Source organism: Pseudomonas sp. Tn43 (assembly GCF_014192635.1).
GTDB lineage: Bacteria > Pseudomonadota > Gammaproteobacteria > Pseudomonadales > Pseudomonadaceae > Aquipseudomonas.
In genome coordinates, this window is record NZ_JACHYG010000024.1 from 13,928 (window position 1) to 17,297 (window position 3,370).

The following is a 3,370-nucleotide window of genomic DNA, read 5'->3' on the forward strand; positions in this document are numbered from 1 at the left end:
TGGTATCCAGGCCAGCGCTACCGTTGAGTGTGTTGTTGCCGCTGTTGCCGGTCAGCACGTTGTTCAGGGTATTGCCGTTGGCATTGATGTTGGCCGTGCCGGTCAGCACGACATTTTCTACGTTGGCGCCCAGGTTGAAATTTACCGAAGCGTTCACGGTATCGAGTTCGCCCACCGTACTGTTTTCAATAATGACGTCACCGGCGTTGTCGACGAAATAGGTGTCGTTGCCACCTCCTCCGATCAAGGTATCGGCACCGGCACCACCGTCCAGAATGTTTTGACCCCAGTTACCGGTAATGACGTTATTAAGGGCATTGCCGGTACCGTTAAGGTTGCCGCTGCCCAGTAACGTCAGGGCCTCGACATTAGTGCCCAAGGTGTAACTTATCCAAGTCAGAGCGGTATCGATTTCCGTCGGTGAAGTGCTGCCTTCGATGACCACATCACCGACATCATCGACAAGATAAGTGTCGTTGCCAACGCCGCCGTTCATGATATCGGCGCCCGCCAGGCCATTGAGGATATTATTCAGGCCGTTGCCAATCAGGCTGTCGTTGTTGGAGGAGCCCACGGCGTTTTCGATTTTTGCGCCATAAGCAATTGCCAGGCCTTCGTTGAATGCAGACAGGGTCGTGAGGTCGAGGAACGCTTTGCCAATCTGGCTGAATGCACCCTCGTTCAGGTCAATGCGCACGGCATTCAACTGGTTGCTGGCGTCGATCGTGTCGATACCGCCGGCGTCCCAGATAGTCTCGAACACTGACTGGTTATTCGCCCAGCTGTAGGTGTTCTGGCCGGTCTGCCATAGCGTGTTGGCCCCGTACAGACTCTGGATCGCGAGGATGTCGAGCAGCATCGGCGTGGTGGGCTGATACGAATACGAGTCGTTGTAGCTCATGACCGTGAAACGAACATCGTCCAGCGATGCGTCAAGTACCGTGTTGTTCGATGCGTTCGGTGAGAACGGGTGCTTGAGGCCTATGGCATGGCCTATTTCATGCACAAAGGTCAGATAATCGTAAGAACCCTTGACTGGCGTGACCTCGTTCGTCGCTGGACCAATCCAGACATCTCCTGCTTTCGGTGTACTGCCGGGAGTGTAGGCCCAGGCAGCTGTCTCGCCGTCCATCAGCGAGTAACCACCAAAACGCAAGTCGCCGACATTGGTGATGGTGTCGCTGGTGAGGGTGAACGTGATATTGGCAACCGCGCTCCAGCTGCCCAACGCACTGATAACTGCGTTTTGCTGTGCGCTTGTCAGGGCATACGCGGAGGCGTACTCATTGTCAGCGCTGTAGCTGGTAGCGAAAAAAGAGGTCGTCAGCGAAATGAAACTATAAGTCAGATCAGTCACGGCCCCCGGCATCCACCACTTGGTGCTTTCCCATTGGACGCCAGAAATAAGACTGTCGACGGATTTTATGCCGGTCAGCGACGAGGACAAGCTATCGGTGTTACCAGTGGGACGAGGCATGCGGATTTCCTGAATAAGCTGCGGTCCTTCCTGTATGTGGCCGCTACAAAAAGCGATTTTGCACCAGAGCCAGCGTCAATTGATATCACATGGCCATTATTTTTTTAATTGATGGCGTCAAAAAACTGTCCAGCAAAACCTGTGTCGGCGTGCGCCACTAAGTCTTGAGGAATGCGCGCTGGTATCCTGTACGAAATTGATTAATCAGGACCTTCCATGAACGTTCCGACCCCAGCGCTCATCCGCGAAACCTTCCCCGTCGGCCCCCTCCAGTGCAACTGCACAATCATCGGCGACCCGATCACCAAAAAGGCCATCGTCGTCGATCCGGGCGGCAACCACGAACTGATCCTCGCGCGTCTCGATGCCTTGGGCCTGAAAGTGGTCAGCATCATTCACACCCACGCGCATCTGGATCACTTCCTGGCTTCGGGGCAACTCAAGGAGAAAACCGGCGCAACCCTGCACTTGCATAAAGAAGATCAATTCCTCTGGGACAACCTGGAGATGCAATGCCAGATGTTCGGGGTGCCTTATACCCCCGTGCCCTCGCCGGATCGTTGGTTGGCCGATGATGAAGAGCTGGCTTGCGGTTGTGGCGTGGCGTTGCACACGCCGGGTCACACACCCGGCTCCATGAGCTTTTGGTTTTCCGAGGCTAAGCTGCTGATTGCCGGTGATACGCTGTTCAAGCGCGGGGTAGGGCGCACGGATTTATGGGGCGGCGATCAGGCGACTCTTGTGCGCTCGATCAAGCAACGGTTGTATACCCTCGACGAAGAGGCGACAGTGGTGACCGGTCATGGTCCGGATACTCGCCTGGGTGATGAAATGCGCAGTAACCCCTTTGTACGAGCCTGAATGTGCAGTTATGAAAGGCACGACGGAATTTTTGGCGTTGGCCATGATCCAACGCCCGCAAAGGTTCATTGCTTAAGTCCGCTGCACCCCAGAATGCAAAAAAAGTAGGAGCTCTCCATGTTCACCTCGCGTCGTTTGATTATTGTCGCTACTGCTGTGGCTTTGTTGTCCGGTTGCGCATCGCAGACCCCTTATGACAACCAGGGTCCAGCTGATGGCAGCTCTACGGGCATGAGCAAAACCGCCAAATACGGTGGCCTCGGCGCCTTGGCCGGTGCGCTGGCCGGTGCTGCCATCAATCACGATAACCGTGGCAAAGGCGCGCTGATTGGCGCTGCCGTGGTGGGTGCTTCCGCCGCCGGTTACGGTTACTACGCCGACCAGCAGGAGAAAAAATTGCGGGCCAGCATGGCCAACACTGGGGTTGAAGTGCAGCGTCAGGGCGATCAGATCAAGCTGATCATGCCGGGCAACATCACCTTCGCCACCGATTCGGCGAACATCGCGTCGGGCTTCTATCAGCCGTTGAACAACCTGGCGAGTTCGCTCAAGGAGTTCAACCAGAACCAGATCGAGATCGTCGGCTACACCGACAGCACCGGCAGCCGTCAGCACAACATGGACCTGTCCCAGCGTCGTGCCCAGAGTGTGGCGACTTACCTGACTTCCCAAGGTGTCAGCGGCGCCAACCTGACAGCACGCGGTGCCGGGCCGGATAACCCGATAGCCAGCAACAGTGACGTCAATGGCCGGGCGCAGAACCGTCGTGTCGAGGTCAACCTGAAGCCGATTCCGGGTCAGGAATATCAGCAGCAGGGTCAAGTGCAGCAGTATCCTTAAAGCGTCTGATTGAACCCCAGGCGTAAAAAGCCCGCCCGATCTTCAGCAGATCGGGCGGGCTTTTCTGTGTCACCTGCTCAGGCCTCTTCGCGGGCAAGCTGAACTGGTCAACTAATTTTGGACACCAGTTACGGTTTCATGCTGCCAGTTTCTCCATAGCTACCGGCGACCGGTAGTCGTTGTAGCTATGGA

At 56.0% G+C, this 3,370-nt stretch carries 3 protein-coding genes; 2 read left to right on the forward strand and 1 reads right to left on the reverse strand.

Features of this window, described 5'->3' with window-relative positions; genetic code table 11:
• The coding region (locus tag FHW68_RS27385; protein WP_260296865.1) for a M10 family metallopeptidase at nucleotides 1–1,477 on the reverse strand (1,477 nt) is incomplete at its 3' end.
• A gap of 216 nt (nucleotides 1,478–1,693) precedes the next feature.
• On the opposite strand from FHW68_RS27385, the gene FHW68_RS26895 reads away from it, so the two are divergent.
• On the forward strand, nucleotides 1,694–2,338 hold the full coding sequence (locus FHW68_RS26895; RefSeq protein ID WP_183683942.1) for an MBL fold metallo-hydrolase: 645 nt from the start codon (nucleotides 1,694–1,696) through the stop codon (nucleotides 2,336–2,338).
• A 117-nt stretch (nucleotides 2,339–2,455) separates the two neighbouring features.
• Nucleotides 2,456–3,178, forward strand: coding sequence for an OmpA family protein (locus tag FHW68_RS26900; RefSeq protein WP_095632544.1), 723 nt, complete (start codon nucleotides 2,456–2,458; stop codon nucleotides 3,176–3,178).
• The last annotated feature ends 192 nt before the right edge of the window (nucleotides 3,179–3,370 follow it).